The sequence below is a fragment of the Xanthobacter sp. 126 genome (genome assembly GCF_000526175.1).
Classification (GTDB): Bacteria; Pseudomonadota; Alphaproteobacteria; order Rhizobiales; family Xanthobacteraceae; genus Xanthobacter; species Xanthobacter aminoxidans.
The window spans coordinates 5,103,293-5,121,191 of sequence record NZ_JAFO01000001.1; the positions used below are offsets into that span (position 1 = coordinate 5,103,293).

General features: G+C 67.4%; 14 protein-coding genes and 1 tRNA gene. 7 read left to right on the top strand and 8 right to left on the bottom strand.

Going from position 1 to position 17,899, the window contains the following annotated elements; genetic code table 11:
* Together XAN126_RS0124150 and XAN126_RS0124155 are read left to right on the top strand one after the other, a co-directional pair.
* Nucleotides 1-3,288: an efflux RND transporter permease subunit gene (locus XAN126_RS0124150; RefSeq protein WP_051460677.1), complete on the top strand. Its 3,288-nt coding sequence runs from the start codon at nucleotides 1-3 to the stop codon at nucleotides 3,286-3,288.
* A gap of 98 nt (nucleotides 3,289-3,386) precedes the next feature.
* A tRNA-Ala gene (locus tag XAN126_RS0124155) sits at nucleotides 3,387-3,462 on the top strand.
* Between the two features lie 190 nt (nucleotides 3,463-3,652).
* Here XAN126_RS0124155 and XAN126_RS28825 read toward each other — a convergent pair.
* Nucleotides 3,653-3,946, bottom strand: coding sequence for a hypothetical protein (locus XAN126_RS28825; RefSeq protein ID WP_197024090.1), 294 nt, complete (start codon nucleotides 3,944-3,946; stop codon nucleotides 3,653-3,655).
* A gap of 440 nt (nucleotides 3,947-4,386) precedes the next feature.
* Between XAN126_RS28825 and XAN126_RS0124170 the strand changes: the two genes are divergently transcribed.
* Complete coding sequence (locus XAN126_RS0124170) at nucleotides 4,387-5,661, top strand: AMP-binding protein (RefSeq protein ID WP_245272402.1); 1,275 nt, start codon at nucleotides 4,387-4,389, stop codon at nucleotides 5,659-5,661.
* A gap of 69 nt (nucleotides 5,662-5,730) precedes the next feature.
* Here the strand turns inward: XAN126_RS0124170 and XAN126_RS0124175 are convergent, their stop codons facing one another.
* The 5 genes from XAN126_RS0124175 to XAN126_RS0124195 form a co-directional block, all read right to left on the bottom strand.
* Nucleotides 5,731-6,663, bottom strand: a complete 933-nt coding sequence (locus XAN126_RS0124175) for a carbon-nitrogen hydrolase family protein (protein WP_024281128.1) — start codon at nucleotides 6,661-6,663, stop codon at nucleotides 5,731-5,733.
* Between the two features lie 5 nt (nucleotides 6,664-6,668).
* Complete coding sequence (locus XAN126_RS0124180; protein ID WP_051460987.1) at nucleotides 6,669-7,355, bottom strand: flavin reductase family protein; 687 nt, start codon at nucleotides 7,353-7,355, stop codon at nucleotides 6,669-6,671.
* Nucleotides 7,356-7,453: 98 nt separating this feature from the next.
* Nucleotides 7,454-8,506 (bottom strand): ABC transporter substrate-binding protein, encoded by a 1,053-nt coding sequence (locus XAN126_RS0124185; protein WP_024281130.1) that lies wholly within the window; start codon nucleotides 8,504-8,506, stop codon nucleotides 7,454-7,456.
* Nucleotides 8,507-8,508: 2 nt separating this feature from the next.
* On the bottom strand, nucleotides 8,509-9,351 hold the full coding sequence (locus tag XAN126_RS0124190; RefSeq protein ID WP_024281131.1) for an ABC transporter ATP-binding protein: 843 nt from the start codon (nucleotides 9,349-9,351) through the stop codon (nucleotides 8,509-8,511).
* Between the two features lie 10 nt (nucleotides 9,352-9,361).
* On the bottom strand, nucleotides 9,362-10,138 hold the full coding sequence (locus tag XAN126_RS0124195) for an ABC transporter permease (RefSeq protein WP_245272331.1): 777 nt from the start codon (nucleotides 10,136-10,138) through the stop codon (nucleotides 9,362-9,364).
* A gap of 334 nt (nucleotides 10,139-10,472) precedes the next feature.
* On the opposite strand from XAN126_RS0124195, the gene XAN126_RS0124200 reads away from it, so the two are divergent.
* Nucleotides 10,473-11,216, top strand: coding sequence for a helix-turn-helix domain-containing protein (locus tag XAN126_RS0124200; RefSeq protein WP_024281133.1), 744 nt, complete (start codon nucleotides 10,473-10,475; stop codon nucleotides 11,214-11,216).
* 9 nt (nucleotides 11,217-11,225) lie between these two features.
* Here the strand turns inward: XAN126_RS0124200 and XAN126_RS0124205 are convergent, their stop codons facing one another.
* Nucleotides 11,226-13,475 carry a heavy metal translocating P-type ATPase gene (locus XAN126_RS0124205; RefSeq protein ID WP_024281134.1) on the bottom strand — a complete coding sequence of 750 codons (2,250 nt, stop codon included), beginning with the start codon at nucleotides 13,473-13,475 and terminating at the stop codon, nucleotides 11,226-11,228.
* Between the two features lie 65 nt (nucleotides 13,476-13,540).
* Between XAN126_RS0124205 and XAN126_RS0124210 the strand changes: the two genes are divergently transcribed.
* The gene (locus XAN126_RS0124210) at nucleotides 13,541-14,044 is read left to right on the top strand and encodes a helix-turn-helix domain-containing protein (RefSeq protein WP_024281135.1); all 504 of its coding nucleotides are present in this window, start codon (nucleotides 13,541-13,543) and stop codon (nucleotides 14,042-14,044) included.
* Nucleotides 14,045-14,047: 3 nt separating this feature from the next.
* Here the strand turns inward: XAN126_RS0124210 and XAN126_RS27380 are convergent, their stop codons facing one another.
* Nucleotides 14,048-15,088 (bottom strand): AraC family transcriptional regulator, encoded by a 1,041-nt coding sequence (locus XAN126_RS27380; RefSeq protein WP_024281136.1) that lies wholly within the window; start codon nucleotides 15,086-15,088, stop codon nucleotides 14,048-14,050.
* 489 nt (nucleotides 15,089-15,577) lie between these two features.
* Between XAN126_RS27380 and XAN126_RS0124220 the strand changes: the two genes are divergently transcribed.
* Together XAN126_RS0124220 and XAN126_RS0124225 are read left to right on the top strand one after the other, a co-directional pair.
* Nucleotides 15,578-16,399 (top strand): outer membrane beta-barrel protein, encoded by an 822-nt coding sequence (locus tag XAN126_RS0124220; RefSeq protein ID WP_024281137.1) that lies wholly within the window; start codon nucleotides 15,578-15,580, stop codon nucleotides 16,397-16,399.
* Nucleotides 16,400-16,522: 123 nt separating this feature from the next.
* Nucleotides 16,523-17,773, top strand: a complete 1,251-nt coding sequence (locus tag XAN126_RS0124225; protein ID WP_024281138.1) for an Hsp70 family protein — start codon at nucleotides 16,523-16,525, stop codon at nucleotides 17,771-17,773.
* The last annotated feature ends 126 nt before the right edge of the window (nucleotides 17,774-17,899 follow it).

Here is a 17,899-nt window from a genome sequence, read left to right on the forward strand (position 1 = left end):
ATGAGCGAGACCTCCAAGGGCGAGATCCATTCGGGCGAGACCCGCCCCCTCGGCATCGCCGGCGTGCTGACGCGCACCTTCATCGCCTCTCCCCTGACCCCGCTGCTGCTGCTCGCGGCCTTCGCCTTCGGCCTCATCGCGCTCGTCACCCTGCCGCGCGAGGAGGAGCCGCAGATTTCCGTGCCCATGGTGGACATCCGCGTCTCGGCCCAGGGGCTGAAGGCCGAGGATGCGGTGAAGCTCGTCACCGAGCCGCTGGAAACCATCGTCAAGGCCATCGACGGGGTGGAGCACGTCTATTCGCAGACCGAGGACGACGGCGTGGTCGTCACCGCGCGCTTCCTCACCGGCACCAGCCCGGATGCCGCCATCCTGCGCGTGCACGAGAAGGTGCGGGCCAATCTCGACCGCATCCCGGTGGGCATCACCGAGCCTCTGATCGTCGGCCGCTCCATCGACGACGTGGCCATCCTCGTGCTCACCCTCGTGCCCAAGCCCGAGGCCGCGAGCCGCTGGACCGCCAACGACCTCACCCGCGTGGCGCGGGAACTTCAGGCCGACATCTCCAAGCTGCCCGACATCGGCCTCACCTACATCGTGGGCGAGCAGCCGGAAGAGATCCGCGTCGCGCCCGATCCCGAGCGCCTCTCCCTCTACGGCATCACCCTGGCCCAGTTGCAGGGCAAGCTCGAAGGCGCCAACCGCACCTTCAACACCGGCACCGTCCGCGAGGCCAATGGCCAGCGCACCCTCGTCGCCGGCCAGACGCTGCAGACCCCCTCCGAGATCGGCGGCATCCTCCTCACCTCCCGCGATGGGCGCCCGGTCTATGTGCGCGACGTGGCGAACGTGACCCTCGCCACCCAGCCAGCCGAGCACTACGTCACCCATATCGAGAAGGGGCCGGATGGCCTCACCCGGCGCCCGGCGGTGTCGCTCGCCATCGCCAAGCGCCCCGGCACCAATGCGGTGGTGATCGCCGAGGAGGTGCTCAACCAGATCAAGGCGGCAAACGGCTCCACCCTCCCCGCCGACGTGGAGGTAAAGGTCACCCGCAATTACGGCGAGAGCGCCAACGAGAAGGCCAACGAGCTGCTGCTGCATCTCGGCCTCGCCACCGTCTCCATCGTCGTGCTGGTGGGCTTCGCCATCGGCTGGCGCGAGGCGCTGGTGGTGGCGGTGGTCATTCCCACCACCATCCTGCTCACCCTCTTCGCCGCCCGCCTCATGGGCTACACGCTGAACCGCGTGAGCCTGTTCGCGCTCATCTTTTCCATCGGCATCCTGGTGGACGACGCTATCGTCGTCATCGAGAACATCGCCCGCCACTGGGCCATGAAAGACGGGCGTTCCCGCGCGCAGGGCGCCATCGACGCGGTGGCGGAGGTGGGCAATCCCACCATCGTCGCGACGCTGACCGTGGTGGCGGCGCTGCTGCCCATGCTTTTCGTCTCCGGCATGATGGGTCCCTACATGAGCCCCATCCCGGCCAACGCCTCGGCGGCGATGGTCTTCTCCTTCTTCGTCGCCGTCGTCCTCACCCCCTGGCTGATGCTCAGGATCGCCGGCCGGGCGGGGCAAGGTGATGGCGGCACCCATGGCGGCGACCATGGCGGCGACCATGGCGAAGCCGCCGACGGCGGCCGGCTGGGGCGCTTCTATGTCAGGGTGGCCCGCCCCATCCTCGCCTCCCGCGCCCGCTCAGGTGCCTTCCTCGCCACCGTTGGGGTGGCGACCCTCGCATCGCTGAGCCTCTTCTACACCCACGCGGTGACGGTGAAGCTGCTTCCGTTCGACAACAAGACCGAACTGGCCGTCATTCTGGACATGCCGGCTGACACCCCTGTGGAACGCACCGATTCCACCCTGAATGCCATGGTGAACGCGCTCTCGGACCTGCCGGAGTCCGTTTCCTTCCAGACCCATGCCGGCACCGCCGCGCCTTTCAATTTCAATGGCTTGGTGCGCCACTACGGCCTCCGGGCCGCCCCCAAGCAGGGCGACATCCAGATCAACCTGAAGGAGAAAGGCGAGCGCTCCCGCACCAGCCACGAGATCGCGCTGGACGTCCGCAAGCGATTGAAATCAATCGCACTTCCGCCGGGCTCGTCGCTCAAGGTGGTGGAGCCGCCCCCCGGCCCGCCGGTGCTCGCGACCCTCCTCGCCGAAATCTATGGCCCCGACCCGGACACCCGCCGCGCGGTCGCCCGAAAGGTACGCCAAGCCTTTGAAAGTGTTCCATTTATCGCCGACGTGGACGACAGCTTCGGCACCCCCGGGGAGCGCGTTCGCCTGGCCATCGACCAGGACAACCTCGAATTCTACAAGGTGGAACAAGGGGATGTGTACGACGCCATCCGCGGTATCTTCGCCGGCGGCACCCTGGGCTATTCCCACCGCGGCGGCGGCCGGGCGCCGATCCCGATCCGGCTCGAAATGTCAAAGGGAAACAAGGCTGTAGACGAACGCACCCTGGCGACGCCCGTGCCTGCCAACGCCCTGCCCGGCGGGCGCGGGGTGGTGGAACTGGGCGACGTGGTCCGCGTCGTCCGCGAACCCGCCTCCTTCCCCATCTTCCGCCACAACGGCCGACCCGCCGAGATGGTCACGGCCGACCTCGCCGGCGCCTACGAGGCCCCCGTCTATGGCATGATGGCGGTGTCCAAGGCCTTGGAAAACATGGATTTCGGCGACCTGCCCAAGCCGGCGATCGCCCTCCACGGCCAGCCCTCCGACGAGGCGAAGCCGACCCTCCTGTGGGACGGCGAGTGGGAGGTGACGTGGGTGACGTTCCGCGACATGGGCGGTGCCTTCATCGTCGCCATCCTCGGCATCTACATCCTGGTGGTGGCGCAGTTCGGCTCGTTCAAGCTGCCGCTTGTCATCCTGACGCCTATCCCATTGACATTCATAGGAATAATGACCGGACACTGGCTGTTCGGCGCGCCCTTCTCGGCCACTTCCATGATCGGCTTCATCGCCTTAGCCGGCATCATCGTGCGCAACTCCATCCTGCTCGTGGACTTCATCCGCCACGCCCGCACACCCGGCCGTCCGCTCGAGGAGGTGTTGCTGGAAGCGGGTGCCATCCGGTTCAAGCCCATCCTCCTCACCGCCTTGGCGGCGATGATCGGCGCGGCGGTGATCCTGACGGACCCGATCTTCCAGGGTCTCGCCATCTCCCTGCTGTTCGGCCTCGCCTCGTCCACGGCGTTGACCGTGCTGGTCATCCCGGCCATCTACGTGGTGCTGAGAGGCCAGCGCTCGGCCGGACCGAAAGGGATGTGACGCGGAACGGTGGACAGCCGGAAAATCCCGTCCTCGCCGGGATTTTCCCCGCTTGACAGCATGGGGCCCCAAATCATAAATGGCGCCTCCCACGGTTCGGGGCCGTAGCTCAGATGGGAGAGCGCTGCAATCGCACTGCAGAGGTCAGGGGTTCGATTCCCCTCGGCTCCACCAGTTAAATCAATCAAGCTATTGAAATACAACAACTCTTGTTGACCGCAAGAGCCGCAACCCCATTGCCAACCCCACTCACAGACACCGGCTTTACCGGGATGGTACTGGACATCCCAGGACTATTGTCCCGTTGAACGAAAAAGGGGCCGCCTCTCGGCAGCCCCTCGATCTGCACGGCGGTGGGTTCGGGTCAGTGCCTGCCGAAGAGCGCCGGCAGTTCCTCGGGAACAACATCGACGGGCTTGATGGCGCTGCCCTGAAGCTGCTGGATGACGAGCGTCAGCGGATTCTCCGCGTCGCCTTTGAGCTTCAGGCTGTCGTTGAACATACCGAGGTGGCGGCCGATATCGACCAGCGCCGCGCGCTTGTCGGCGATCTTGATCTTCTTCAGGTACCCGAGCGCGGCGGCCAGAATAAGCGAGACCGATGGGGCGTTGGAAGCCGCCGCGGGCGCGCTTTCGGTTGGCGTGATCGTCGCGTTCATCATGCACCACACTGAATTTCTGGAGAGGCCGACTTTCGTGGGGCTGGCCCCTCTGCGTTCTGCTTCAAGGCCGTGGGACTAGCGCCCGCGATCGATCTCTTCCGCGATCTCGCCGTGACTTTTGTTGGTCCACTCCGGCAGGGGCCGTGCCGTCGGGTCGAGCGTCCAACCACTGCACCAGTCATACCGGGACCGGACTTGGGGCCAACGGCCCACGCCTCGCGTAGGGAGTGAGGCACGGCACTCGCCGTCCGGCCACGCATCCTGCGGACGAGCAGGAAAAAAGTGGACGCACGTGGCGCACGATGCGTCGGTCGGCGACAGGTTCCAGCGGCGATCGTCATACTTATTGAAGCGGGTCATGATCACCTTACAAAAAAGCGAAAGCGCGGCAGCCGATCAGCCACCGCGCCGTCCCCTTGCCATATCTCTTGTCCGACGTGGTCGCGGACAACGTGCGCTGGGTTCCCGACGAGCCAGCGCTGATCTTCAACGGCCGGACGCGGACCTGGCGCGACTTCGCCCGAGACATGGCTGCGATCCAGAACGGCCTTGCGTCCCTCGGTGTCGAGCACGGCAGCCGCGTTGCCGTGCTCGACCGCAACAGCGACGACTACGTCCTGCTCGGCTATGCCCTTGCGGGCATGGGAGCGGTCCTCGTCCCCGTCAACATGTGGCTGCGGGCGCAGGAAATCTCCTACATCCTCAACAACGCCCAGCCCGTGCTGGTCGTGACCAGCGAGGAGTTCGCCGACCTCGCGCTGGAAGCGATCGAGCCGTTGTTCGATAAGCCGAGGAGGGTCTTGCGGGGTGCGGAGCGCTCGGGGGTAGTGACCTTTGCGCAGATGTGCACCATGATTCCGGATGGTCCGGTGTCGCGCGCCCGCACCTGGGACGATCCCCATCTCGTGCTTTACACGTCCGGTACGACAAGCCGGCCCAAGGGCGCCATCATCTCTCACCGCCGCACGATCCTGGATGCGCTCAATGCGCTTCCAGTCTTCGGCATCCGTCGGAGCGAGCGGTTTTTCTGCTACATGCCGCTCTTCCACACGGGTGCATGGGATTATCTCAAGCTCTACTTCATGCGGCGCGGGGCCGCCGTAATCGCGGAACGGTTCGAACCCGAGAGCGCGGTCAAGCAGATCGAGACCCACCGCTGCAACGGCATGTTTGGGGTGCCTCTGGTGCTTCGCCAGATGACGGAAGCCAAGGCATGGGCGACCAGCGACATGAGCTCCATGCGGTTGATCGCCTATGCCAACTACGATCCGTCGACGCTCATCCTGAAGATCGTGGACGCCTTCCGTGCGCGTGGAGCCGAGAACATCGGCATTGCGAACGCGTATGCGGGACTGCGCCATGTTCGGCCTACCACAGAAGACTACATCAAGCTTGAAGACCCCAAGGCAATCGCGCTCGCTGCGGCGTACAAGGCCAAGTTTGGCGACGCACCGGGCGAACTCACCATCCTCAGCTATGACGCCGTTCACATCCTGAAGGCGGCGTTCGAGAAGGCCGGTTCGATAGACAATGCCGCCGTCAACGCCGCCCTGCGCAAGCTCAAGGTGGCGGACATTCCCGCTCTCGTGACCCGCTACACCCCCCAGCCTGACGGGCGCCTGTTCGACGACAAGGGACAGGTCGATCTGCGCGGCGTGGTCAGCGTTTGGAAGGGCAACGGGTGGCAGCCTCTCCTCAAGGCCTCGCAGTGACCGGCTGATTCAACGGAGGCGCCTGTCATGCTTGAACTGCTGCCGCAGCAGCTCCTGAACGGAATCGCGCTAGCCTTCGCCGCGGGCGATGACGGGGAGCTGTGGCGCTTCGTCGACATTGAGGCTGAACAGATCGGGCCGCGCATAGTGGCCGATGGGGTCGAAATCCAGCTTGGCGCCGATGATGTCGTCGAGATCGACCTCGGCGGTGAGGATGCCTTCCTCGTCGAGCAGCGGGCCGGCCAGCACTTCTCCCAGCGGGCCGACGATCACCGAGCGGCCGTGCATCATCCAGGCGTCGGAGGCGGCCTCGATGCGGCTGGCGTAGTCTTCGGGGAAGTCCGAGCGGCGCATCACCTGGCAGGCGCTGATGACGAAGCAGCGGCCTTCCATCGCCACATGCCGCATTGTGGAGATCCAGGTCTCCCGGTCGTCGGCGGTGGGCGCGGCCCAGATCTCGACGCCCTTGCCGTAATATGCCGCGCGCAGCAGCGGCATGTAGTGCTCCCAGCAGATCGCCCCGCCGAGCTTGCCGTAGGGCGTGTCGACAACGGTTAGGGTCGAGCCGTCGCCGAAGCCCCACACGAGGCGCTCCGAGCCGGTCGGCATCACCTTGCGATGCTTGCCGAGCAGTCCCTCCGGGCCGAGATAGAGCACCGTGCAGTGAAGCGTTCCGCCATCGCGCTCGATGACGCCGACCACCACATGGATGTCGTGCTCCGCGCAGGCCGCGGCGAGCTGGTCCACTTCCGGTCCCGGCACCGTGATGGCGCCGCGCACGTAGCGGACGAAATCCGCCCGCCCCTCGGCCGTCCGCCGGCCGACGCTGCAGCCGAAATCCAGCCCCTTGGGATAGCCGCCGACGAAGGCCTCGGGGAACACCGCGATCTTCGCCCCCGTGGCGGCGGCTTCGGCGATGAGGGCGACCGTGCGCTGGGTGGCGGCCGGGCCGTCGAAGGGGATGGTTGCGGCCTGGACAGCGGCCACCTTGATGCTGGGCATTTCGCTCATTCCTTGTTGTGTGCTGCGCCGTTCCACAGCGGGCGATCGAGGTCGAAGAGGTCGCGCGTGCGCGTGTAGGCCGTCGGGCCGTGCATCCGGGCGACGAGATCGAGGGCGAGGCCGTCCACCCGCGGACGGGCTGGATCGCCGGTCAGCACATGGGCAGCATAATGGGCGTGCAGCACCTCGCCGACGACCAGAAGCTGGCCCGGGCCGGTCTCCAGCAGATGGGTCATCAGGCATTCGAGGGCGACGGGGGATTCGGCGATGCGCGGCGGACGCACGCCGATGCTGGGGACGGCCGAAAGGCCCGCCAGCGCGATCTCGTCCACCTCGGGCGGGGCATCCACACAGGTCGCGTTCATGGCCTCGACGAGGGCGTGGGGGACGAGATTGACGACGAATTCCCCGGTCGCGCGGATGTTGGCGGCCGTGTCCTTCTCCGGCTCCGGCCGTGCGAGGATGCCAAGGGCGACCACCGGCCGGTCCGCGCCGAAGACGTTGAAGAAGGAATAGGGCGCTGCATTCACGACGCCATCGGCGCTCATGGTGACGACCCATGCGATGGGTCGCGGCAGGACGGTGGAGGCCAGCAGCCGGTAGCGCATCTCGGCGGAGAGGAGGCTGAAGTCGAAATGGCGCGTGGCGGGGCCATCCGAGGGCGCCGCGGCCTGTGTCTGGGTATCGGTCATGATGTCCCTGCGGCCGGCGTCAGGCGCTCCGGCCAGCTGGCGGACCACGGCCCTCGCGCGTGGCAGGGCCATCGTCTCCATGGTGACGGACGGCGGCCTCAGGCGCGAAGGATCTTCACGCTCTTCACATCGAAGCTGCCGGTGGCGATCTCCTTGTCCACCTCGCCGGCGATGGCCGTGTTGATGAACTTCGGCACGTCGGGCATACGCGGCAGGAGCTTGGCTTCCACGCCCCATTTGGCGAGGGTCTCCATCTGCGCGAGCTGGGCCGGAGAGAGGGCGACCTTGATGTCGGTGAAGGTCTTCGCGCTCCACGCCGGATCGTAGCTCGACGCCTTCTGGAGCACCGGCTCGGGAATGTTCTTGGCCGGCTCCAGCGAGCGGAACCAGCTGTTCGCCAGATCATTGTTCTGCGCGGCGAAGAACAGCGCCTGCGCGTTGGCGAGCAGCAGACGGCGCAGCACGTCCGGCTTCTGGACAAAGCGGTTGTTGGCGGCGAGCACGATGACCGGGCTCAGGTTTTCCGAGACGACCACGGCATTTCCCGTGCTCTCGAAGAAGCTCACGAAGGGATCGTAGGTGAAGAACGCATCGATGCGCTGGGCGCCCACGGCATCGGCCAGTTCCGCCGGGCCGACGTTCACGAAGGTCATGTCCTTGCCGGGCACGAGGCCGGCCTTCAGCACGGCATCCTGCGCATTCTGGAAGGCGGTGATGCCGAAGGTGCCGTAGACCTGCTTGCCCTTCAGGTCCGCCATCTTGGTGATGCCGGACTTCTTGGTCGCCAGCACCGCCGAGCGGAAGCGGGCCTGCGAGGAAACGGTCGTGACCGGGGCGCCGATGGCCATGGTGGTGACGGCGGCGAAATCGGAGAGCGTGCCGACATCACCCGCGCCGGAGACCAGCGCCTCGGTGATGGCCGGCGAGGCGGCGAGCTGGATCATCTCCATCTTCAGCCCGTTGCGGGCAGGGATGTCCGTGCGCATCAGCACATGGGCGATCTGGGCCGACACGGTGGTCGTGTTGAACCAGCACATGCGGACCACGTCCCCTTCCTGCGCGCGCAGGATGGAGGGGGCGGCCAAAGGAAGGGTGGCGGCGAAGCCTGCGGCCAGCTGGCCGAAACGGCGGCGTGAAAGTCCTGAGGTCACGATTATTCCCCTTTTTGCCATTCCGGCTTGAGCGTTTCCCACAGGTCGTTGACCGTGGAGACGAACCATGGATCGGAGCGCATCTCGGCCGTGCGCGGGCGCGGCAGCGGCACCAGAACCTCCTCGCGCACCCGCCCCGGACGGGGGCTCATCACCACCACGCGGTCGGCGAGGAACACCGCCTCATCGATGCCGTGGGTGACGAAGATCACCGTCTTACCCGCCTCCGAGGAGATGCGGGCGATCTCCTCCTGCAGCAGCACGCGGGTCTGTGCGTCGAGGGCGCCGAACGGCTCGTCCATCAGCAGGATGTCGGGATCTGGCGCCAGCGCGCGGGCGATGGCGGCGCGCTGCTTCATGCCGCCGGACATCTGGTGCGGGAACTTGTCCTCGAACCCATTGAGCCGGACCATGGCGATGAGCGCGCGGGCGATCTCGGCCCGCTCAGCCCTGCCCATGCCCTTGGCCTTGAGCCCGAATTCCACGTTCTGCTGAACCGTCATCCAGCCGAACAGCGCGTAGTCCTGGAACACGACCGTGCGCGAGGGATCGGGCTTGGTGATCGGCCGACCATCCTGGAGCAGTTGCCCGCTGGTGGCGGACTGGAAGCCAGCGATGATGCCGAGCAAGGTGGACTTCCCGCAGCCCGACGGTCCCAGCAGCGAGATGAACTCGCCGCGGCGGATGCGCAGCGTCACGCCATCCAGCGCGACGACGGGCTCCTCGGTCTTGGACCCGTAGACCTTCCCGACATTGCGGATGTCGATCTGCACGTCCTCGGGCGAGAACTGGGAGGAGAGACCGGAAGAGATGGCGGGAGAGATGAGTGCGGCATTCGCGGTCATGGCTCGTTCCTCAATTGCGCTCGGAGGGCGCCCAGGCATTCACCCGCCGCTCGATCCGCTCGAGGATGGCCGACATGGCGAAGCCGACGAGGCCGATGGTGACCATGCCGGCCACCACGTTGTTGATCTGGAACAGCATCCGGGACTGCTGGATCAGGTAGCCGAGGCCCGTCTGCGCGGCGATCAGCTCCGCCGTCACGACGCACATCCAGCCGACACCGAGGGCGATGCGAAGGCCCGGCAGGATGATCGGCAGCGAGGCGGGGATCAGCACGTCCCAGAACAGCTGCCAGGGCTTGGCGCCGAGGCAGAGGGCCGCGTTCATCTGGTTGCGGTCGAGGCCGCGCACCGCGGTGTAGGTGGCGACGAAGGCGGGAAAGACCGCGCCGAGGAAGACGAGGAAGTAGGACGCTGCATCCCCGAGCCCGAACCAGAGGATGGTGATGGGGATCCACGCCAGCGGCGGGATCGGCCGCAGGGCTTCCACCACCGGCCGCACGAAATCCGACACCGAGCGCCACCAGCCGCAGACGAGGCCCAGCGCCAGCCCGACCACACAGGCGAGCAGGAAGCCAACGGCGACCCGCTGAAGGCTGGCGGCAAGATGGATCCATAAGGAGCCATCCACGGCCATCCCCCACAGGGCCTGCGCCACGGCGAATGGCGACGGCAGGAGGAAGCCATCCACAAGCCCAAGCCCCGTCACCGCCTGCCAGAAGGCGAAGAAGGCGGCGAGGCCGAGGCCGGCGCGGACCGACTTGTCGGCGAGAAGTCGCGACCAAGGCATCTTCCGGGCCGCCGGCACCGACCTGTCGGGAACCGCTGTCATTGCGCCCGCTTCAGCGTTCGCTCCCATCGGAACATCCTCCTTCAGCCCGCCAGCCGGCGGCTCGTCCGTGCGATCAGCCATGACCAGAGGCTAAGATATGTCGGGTAATTCCGTCAATTCGTCAATGCCGGAAAAATGGCGATTGATCGGGCAATAACGCTGACATATGCGATCAAACAGGCAGCAAGTCGCACATTCTTTAAGCGCAGATATCGACTTTTTGTCGGATAAAACCGATGCTAGACCTCACCAGCCAGATCGGACATGGTGCACCCATCGGGGGAAAGTGACAGTGACGGCGGACATCGAAGAGAAGCTGGCCCGGATCGGCATCACCGGGACGCTCTACAAGCTCTATCTGACGGCAGTCGGCCTCGGCGGCGCCTCCATCACCGAGGTCGCCGCGAAGGCGGGCCTCGCGCGCACCACGGCGCACGACGCGCTGGCGAAGCTGGAGGAGGAGGGGCTGATCCGGTTCGTCGACCAGGGCAAGCGGCGCTTCGTGGTCGCCCAGGACCCCGGCGTGCTGCTGGAGCGCATCGAGGCGCGCCGGCAGATGCTGGAAGACGTCATGCCGGTCCTGCGGTCCATGTATCACCACGAGACCGGCAAGCCGAACGTGCGCTTCCATCCCGGCCCGGAGGGCATCCGCACCACCTTATGGGACACCCTTTCCGGCGGTGACACGGTGCTGCGGGCGACGCTTTCCATGAAAGAGCTGATGGCCGAGCCGGGCCTCGACGAGATGGAGCGCTATCTCACCGAGCGCGCGCGGCGGGGCATCTGGCTGCACGTGATCCGCTCGGCGGAGCGCGACATCGCCCCCATCTGGCCGTCGAGCCAAGAGCAACGGCGCGAACTGCGTTACGCGCCGCCGGCCCACCAGTTGGCGATGACCTGCTTCATCTACGGCAACAAGGTCGCGCTCATCTCCTCCGCCCGTGAAAGCTACGGCATGATCATCGACAGCGCCGAGTTCGCGGCCTTCCAGGCGTCCATGTTCGACGCCATGTGGAGCCTCAGCATCCCGACGTGACGCGGGGCATCATCCCTCCGCCCGTCGCAGAAGCCGCAGGGCATTGGCGGTCACGAGCACGGTCGCGCCGGTGTCGGCGAGGATGGCCGGCCACAAGCCGGTGACGCCGGCGACGGTGGTGACCAGAAACACCGCCTTCAGCCCCAGCGAGATGCCGATGTTCTGGCGGATGTTGCGCATGGTCCGCTGGGACAGGTCGATCATGCCGGCAATGTCCCGGACGCGGCCGTGCAGCACGGCGGCATCCGCCGTCTCCAGCGCCACGTCGGTGCCGCCCCCCATGGCGATGCCGATGTCGGCGGCAGCCAGTGCCGGAGCATCGTTGATGCCGTCACCCACCTTGGCGACGATCTCACCCTGCCGCTTCAGCTCGGAGACGATGCGCTGCTTGTCCTCCGGTAGAAGCCCGGCGCGCACCTCGATGCCGAGCGCGCGGCCGATGGCGGCGGCGGTGCGGGCGTTGTCGCCCGTCAGCATCATCGTGCGCAGCCCGCGTTCCTTCAGCGCCGCAAGTCCCGCCGCCGCATCCGCGCGCGGCTCGTCGCGCATGGCGATGGCGCCCGCGAGCACATCGCCGACGATGACGAGGGACACGGTCTTGCCCTCGTCGTTCAGCCCTGCAAGGCGATCTTCCGTCTGCGGATCGAGCGCCACCCGCGCAACCCCCGCTGCGACGGAGCCGAGGAACACCTCGCGCCCCTCAACGATCCCCGTCACCCCCTTGCCGCCCAGCGCACGACCCTCGCTCGCGACGGGAATGGAGAGGCCATCGGCGGCAGCACGGTCGAGAATGGCCTTCGCCAGGGGATGGCTCGATCCGCCCTCCAGAGCGGCAGCAAGGCGCAGCACCTCCGTTTCGGGCAGCGCGAGGCCGATCACGTCCGTCACCTTCGGCCGTCCCTCGGTCAGGGTGCCGGTCTTGTCGAGACAGACCACAGTGACCTTGCCCGCCGTCTCCAGCACCGCGCCCCCCTTCAGGAGCAGCCCGCGGCGCGCGCCGGCGGACAGGCCCGATGCGATGGCCGCGGGGGTCGAGATGACCAGCGCGCACGGGCAGCCGATGAGCAGGATGGCGAGGCCCTTGTAGACCCATTCGCCCCAGTCGCCGCCCAACAGCAGCGGCGGGACGGTCGCCACGAGAGCGCCGATGACCACGACGGCGGGGGTGTAGACCCGCGAGAAACGGTCGATGAGCCGCTCGGTGGGCGCACGCGCCTCCTGCGCCTCCTCCACCAGCTTCACCACGCGGGCGATGGTGTTGTCCTCGGCCGTCGCAGTGACGCGCACGGTGAGCGCCGCATCGCCGTTGACGGTGCCGGCGAACACACCCGCGCCGACGCCCTTGGTCACGGGCGCGCTCTCGCCGGTGACCATGCTCTCGTCGATCCCGCCCTCTCCCGCGACGACCTCGCCATCGGCCGCGATGCGGTCGCCCGGACGCACGAGGATGGTATCACCCACGGCGAGCTGCGCCGCCGGCACTTCCACGAAGTCGCCCCCCCGCGCCACCAGCGCCGTCTTCGGCACCAGGGCCGCGAGCGCCTTGATGCCATCGCGCGCCCGGCCCGCGGCGAAGCCTTCCAGCAGCTCTCCGACAAGGAAGAGGAAAACGACGGCCGCAGCTTCCTCCGCCGCGCCGATAATGACCGCGCCAACGGCAGCAATGGTCATCAGCGTTTCGATGGTGAAGGGCATGCCGACCGCTGCGGCTGCGAACGCACGGCGGGCGATGGGCACGAGGCCGACCAGCATCGCGGCGATGAACAGGGGGGTCTGAACCTGCGGCAGGATGAGGCCGGCCAGGAAGGCCGCCGCGAAGGCGGCACCGCTGGCAAGGGTCAGTCGCGCCTTGCCGTTGGACCAGAACCCGCCCTCTCCCGGTTCCGCGCCATGGGCGTGATCGTCGCCGGCGGTAGTTGCCGTTCGATCTGGAGGAGGGCTGGAGTGGTCGTGCCCCGCATGGGGATGATCCGCATGATCATGATCGCAGCACGCCTCGGGGGCCGCGGCAGGAGCGGACGTGCGGGCCGGCTCGGCGTTCGCGAGGGCGAGGCCATAACCCATGGGCTTCAGCCGCGCCGGCAAGGCCGAGAGATCGGCACCGGAAACGTGCCGCACGACCAAGGTCGCCGCCGCCACGGACACGCTCGCCTCCGCCACTCCGTCCAGACGGCTTGCCACGGCCTCGATCTTCGCTGCGCAGGATGCGCAATCCATGCCCGAGACGCGATAGCGAGTCTGAACCTGCCCGGCTGTCATGATGCCGCCTTTCCTTTGGTCATGGTGGCAGCCTAAATGCTCTAGTAACTAGAGGAGCAACCCCCATGGCTCCGGTGCAGGCGCACCTCACAATCGGCGAAGCCGCCCGTATCAGCGGCGTGAAGGTGCCCACCATCCGCTTCTACGAGGAGACCGGCCTGCTGCCGCACCTGCCGCGCAGCGAGGGCAACCGCCGGCTCTATGACGATGCGCAGGTGAAGCGCCTCGCCTTCATCCGCCATGCCCGCGAGCTGGGCTTCGGCCTCGATGCCATCCGCACGCTGCTGACCTTGCAGGATCGCCCCGACCAGCCCTGCGCCGAGGCCGATGCCATTGCCGGCGCTCGCCTCGACGAGGTGCGTCGGCGCATCTCCTCCCTGAGGGCGCTGGAAGCGGAGCTGGAGCAGATGGTGCAGGCCTGCGCCCACGGCGAGGTAGCAGAATGCCGCGTCATCGAGACGCTTGCCGACCATGGTCGGTGCAGTTTCCACCGCGACATCGAGACCTACCGCGACACGGCTCCTCAGGCGGCCACGCAAGTGCACGCGAGGACAAAGGGGCGACGCTAGCGACTACTCGGCCTCGTTGCCGGTGTCCGTCCTCCCGCCGAGCGCGCTACGCCGCAGGCGACTCGGCGAAGTGCTCGTCCAGCGCCGGATGGCGCGGCTGAAACTGGCGTTGGAGCCGTATCCCACCTCCGCCGCCACGGTCCGAATGGCGCTGCCAGTGGCGGTGAGGCGTGCGATGGCCTGCTCAGCGCGCACCTTGTCGATCAGCTCGGACAGGCTGGTCCCCTCGGCGGCCAGCCGGCGTTGCAGGGTGCGCCGGCTCATGAACGCGAGTTCGGCGATGCAGGCGAGGCTCGGCTCGGTGCCGGCTTCCATGAGGGCCGGCAGGATGGTGGTGATGGAGCCGGCCAGCGTGCCATCGCCGCGGATCACAGCAGAACCTGCGGGGACGGCAACGTCGGCAACCTGCCGCCCGTTCACATAAGGCCGGTCGAGCAACGCATCGGAGAAGACCATGGTCACGGTGCGGTTCGCCGCCGGGGCCACCTCGCAGCCGAACTGGGCGCTCATGCCCTCAACCCCGTGGCGCGGGTGAGGCGTCAGTTCCATCCGCTCGATCAGCGGACCCTCATGGCCCGTGCGCAGGGCCACGGTGCGGATCAACGCGGCCACATACTGGTGCACGAAGGACAGGTGCTCGGCATCCACGGGCACGCGAAAGGCGTGGCGTACCGCTCCGCCGCCGGGATCGGGCGTCAGGGTGAACAGCTCGTGGGAGCCGTGGTGCAGATAGGCGCGCGCCACCTTGGTGAAAGCCTCCCGCGGCGTGCGGGAGGTCATGACGATCTGGCCCAGAAAACCGAGCTCCTCGATCCCGGCATGGGCGACCATACGGCAGGGCACATCATGCCCCTCCCGCCGCACGACCTCCATCAGCAGGCGGATTCCAGCCATGAGGGGGATCGGACGGTCACGATCCTCGATCAGCCCCGCCGGCAGCCCGGCGTCGAGCAGCATCTGGTCGAGCGAGTAACCGCTATCGCACAGCCAGACCATGAGCGGCGCGATGGCCGCGGCGCGCACCAGAGGCAGTGTCGTGGTCACGGGTGCCCTCGTCTTCCAATCTCTTTCTCGACCGGCTTGGCTCACGGCGACCCGCCCTAGCTGCCGCCGCTCAAGCTGGACATTAACAGAGCCTGTTCACACGCTTTAACCGTGGCGCGCAAGATCAAAACCCGCACGGCGTGTGGACTTGGCTTCACACCCGCGCGAACGAGGGCCCTGTTACGAAACGTCAACGATTGCAAGGACGCACGCGAAAACCCGCATTCCATCAGAAAAGCCCTTGCGCAAGCCCACACTGCCGTTGCTGCGTGGCCACACCTGGCCGGGAATAGCGTGGGCGGGGCAGTTCCGCCCACGCGGCTGCGCTAGGATGGCGCGGCCGGCGCATGACAAGACCCGGCGGGGCGCCCCAGGACGGCGCCGGCTCAAGACGGGGGAATTATGGTCCGGGGGCATCAGTTCGAAACAACGGCCGCACACCGCTCGGCCGGGTCAGACGGCACAGCTCGCACGCGCCGGGGGGCGCGAATGGGATTACGCGCCGCGCTCGCCATCCTGGCCGCGGGCGCGATGCTGGCGATGGCACCCGCGCGCCCTGCCCACGCTGCGGACCTCAGCACGGCGCCCGCTGCGCAACCCCCGGCGGCGTCCGGCTGGCAGTATCAGGCCACCCTGTACCTGTGGGCGACCGGCATCGACGGCGACATCGGCATCCGCCGCCTGCCGGCCATTCCGGTGGACATCACCTTCGGCGACGTGATGCAGAACTTTCAGGGCGCGGTGATGGGCAACTTCATCGCCAAGAAGGACAACTGGACCCTGTTCGCGGACGTGTTCTGGTCGCAGCTCGGCACCAGTAAGAACCTGTCGACCGCCGGCCAGCCCCTCGTTGATTTCTCCCAGCGCCTGTTCATCCTGTCCGGCGCCGCCGGCTACCGGCTGCCGGTTGGCGATGCCGATTTCGACCTCTCCGCAACCGCCGGCTTCCGCTATCAGCAGCTGTCGGCCAACACCTCCCTCAGCTCCATCTTCGTGCCCTTCGCCATTTCCGAATCTGACTCCAAGGACTGGCTCGACCCGACCTTCGGTCTCGCGCTGCAGTGGAAGCTCAACAAGCAGTGGTTCCTGAACGCGCTTGCGGACGTCGGCGGCTTCGGATTGCCGGCGAGCTCCAAGCTCTCGGCGCAGGGCCTTGTGGCGGTGGGCTACAACTGGAATGAATCCTGGTCGACGGCGCTCGGCTATCGGGCCCTCTACACCGACTATGAATCCATCACCTCGCCCACCCGCGACTTCCGCTACAACACCACCATGCATGGGCCGTTCATGAGCATCGGCTACCACTTCTGAGCACACTTGCCGCGCCGAGGCGACGGCAGCCGCCTGGGCGCTGGCTGCGCTTTCTCTTGCGCTGCAGCGAGACTTGGTCTAGCTAGCCCGGCCTTCCGCACCCGCATACGGCAAGGAGGCCCGATGACCGCCTGCGGCCTCGATTTCGGCACCTCCAACACGACCCTCGGCCTGAACGGATCCAACGGCCCGCGCCTCGCGCGGCTGGAGGGCGCATCCGACACCCTGCCGAGCGCCATCTTCTTTCCCTGGACCGGCACGCCGCTGGTGGGCCGCGCCGCCATGGCCGCGTATGTGGGCGGCGAGCAGGGCCGCCTGATGCGCGCCCTGAAATCCGTGCTCGGCACGTCCCTCATCGAGGAGACGACGCCGGTCGGCCGCCGCCGGCTCGGCTTCAAGGGCGTCATCGGGGAGTTCCTCGCCGAGGTAAAGGCGCGCGGCGAGGCCGAGGCCAACGGGCCGCTGCGCGAGGTCGTCCTCGGCCGGCCGGTGCATTTCGTCGATGGCGATGCGGACGGCGACAGGCGCGCCGAGGAGACGCTGGGCTCCATCGCCCGCGACATCGGTTTCAGCGCCCTCTCCTTCCAGTTCGAGCCCATCGCCGCCAGCCTCGACTATGAGCGGCAGGTGGCCGGCGAGGAGCTGGCGCTGATCGCCGATATCGGCGGCGGCACCTCGGACTTCTCCATCGTGCGCATCGATCGCGGGCACCAGAACCGCGCCGACCGCGCCTCCGACATCCTCGCCAACGAGGGCGTGCGCATCGGCGGCACGGACTTCGACCGGCACTTGTCTCTGGCCGTGGTGATGCCCCTGCTGGGCCATGGCAGCCCGCTGAAGCGCAAGGGCCTCGCCATGCCGGCGGCGCTCTATCACGACCTCGCCACATGGTCCGCCATCAACCGGCTCTATGACGGGCGCACCGCGCGCTCCATTCGCGAGCTGGAACGCGCGGCGGCGCAGCCGGAGCTGGTCTCGCGCCTCGCCCGCGCCGTCGAAGAAGAGCGCGGCCACGGCCTCGCGCTCGACGTGGAGGCGGCCAAGATCCGCGTGGCCGAGGAGGGCGCCACGGAACTCGATCTCGCGGTGCTGGAGGCCGGGCTTTCGGTCGGCATTTCCCATGACGACCTCATCGCCCACACCGGGCTCCTCGCCGAGCGAATCGCCGGGCGGATCTCGTCCTGCCTCTCCGCCGCCGGACTGACGGCGGACGCCATCGATGCCCTGTTCCTGACCGGCGGCTCGACCCGCCTCGCCCATGTGCGCGCCGCCATCTGCGCCTGCGTCCCGCAGGCCCGGGTGATCGAGGGCGACACCTTCGGATCGGTGGGCACCGGTCTCGCCATTGAGGCGGCGCGGCGCTACGGCGGCTAAGGGTTCGCGCCGCCCACAGGTTGCGCGCATCCGCCCAACGGCCATGCTTCACGGCCATGCTTCCCTTGGGCGCGCGGGCATGCTGTTCTCTCCTCCGGACGGCGGCGATGACAAAGACCGGCCGCA